Source organism: Bacteroides sp. An19 (assembly GCF_002160215.1).
GTDB classification, from domain to species: domain Bacteria; phylum Bacteroidota; class Bacteroidia; order Bacteroidales; family Bacteroidaceae; genus Phocaeicola; species Phocaeicola intestinalis.
The window spans coordinates 1-1,232 of record NZ_NFKD01000136.1 but is presented as its reverse complement, the minus strand read 5'-3'; the positions used below and the strand labels follow the sequence as shown (position 1 = coordinate 1,232).

The window sequence follows — 1,232 nt, the reverse complement described above, 5'->3', positions numbered from 1 at the left end:
GCCGCATTCTAAAGAAAGCAGACCTGATGGCTGCAAGAAACTGTTAGCGGTCATTCATATAGTTGTTGTCCATCGTGTCATTCAACTGTCTCATTCTTATATCTCCTTTTATATTTCAAGACATAAAAGATCCGGTTCAGCAGCTTTCGGGCTATCCGCACAATGGCCTTGTTGGGCTCCATCCGCCGGGTCAGCTTTGAAAAAGCCATGTTCAAGGCCGGGTCAAGCCGGGCTGCGAACCACGCGCATTCTATCAGTTTGCTCCTTAACTGCATCTGCCCCCGGAAGGTCATCTCCCCCTTATTGTCTTTCTCACCCGTGGAGTGGGAAGTGGGGACAAGGCCGATATACCCCGCAAGCCTGTCCGAATTGGCGAAGCGCCGTATGTCTTCCAGTTCGGCAAGGAAAGCCAAAGCCGTTATCATGCCTATGCCCGGGACGGAACGCAGCAGTCCGTAGTCGGTGGCATATCTGTCTGAACGGGAAAGCGCCCTCAGTTTTCGTGTCGCTTCCAGAAGAAGCCTGCGCTGTGACTCTACGGAATCCAGCAAAAGGGAAAAGCCCGCACTCCCTTCCTCCGTATCCATGCGGATGCCGTTACGCAGCCAGTTCATGAAGGCGCGTGACCAGTGGGTGCCGCTGTGCCTGAATTCTTCAGGATAGTCAATCCCATAATAATACAGGAATGCCTTGATGCGCTGTTTCATTCTTGCCAGGTCACGGACAAGGGCGTCACGGCTGCGCAAAAGGGTACGGACCTCCAACGTCTCCCTGCAAGGGACATGGATGGCGGTCAGCTCATTGCTACGCAGAGACCTGGCTATTTTCCTGCTGTCCACCGCATCCGTCTTCTGAAGACGTTCCTTCTGGCTGGTGGAGACATCTGCCGGATTAACCACTATATTCTGTATTCCCATTTCAACCAATTTATAATGCGCCCAAAAGCCACTGAAACCGGCTTCATAGGCTGACAGATAATTTCCGTTGGGAAAATGCGCGTGAAGATAAGAGGACAGGGCTTCCGGACTCGGGGGCTGAACGAATGTCTTGTGGTGGAGATGAGCGCTCAGAATACTTACTGTCCAACTCTTCAGATGCACATCAATTCCTACATAAATATTTTGTCCTTCAAAATTTAATGTGTTACTTTGTTTACGCATAAAGTCATAGGTTTTATTAAGTTATTTCTTTCATTTACAAATTTAATAATTCTCTTGGCTTTATGCTATTTT

The 1,232-nt window shown here is 49.2% G+C and carries 1 protein-coding gene; it reads right to left on the bottom strand.

Annotated elements, in window-relative coordinates; all coding sequences use genetic code 11:
* Window positions 1-77: 77 nt before the first annotated feature.
* Window positions 78-1,160 (bottom strand): IS110 family transposase, encoded by a 1,083-nt coding sequence (locus B5F25_RS20845; RefSeq protein WP_087251749.1) that lies wholly within the window; start codon window positions 1,158-1,160, stop codon window positions 78-80.
* Between the last annotated feature and the right edge of the window lie 72 nt (window positions 1,161-1,232).

Excerpts from the sequence above, each read along its gene's own strand:
- B5F25_RS20845 (WP_087251749.1), bottom strand. The coding sequence starts at position 1,160 with ATGCGTAAACAAAGTAACACATTAAATTTTGAAGGACAAAATATTTAT.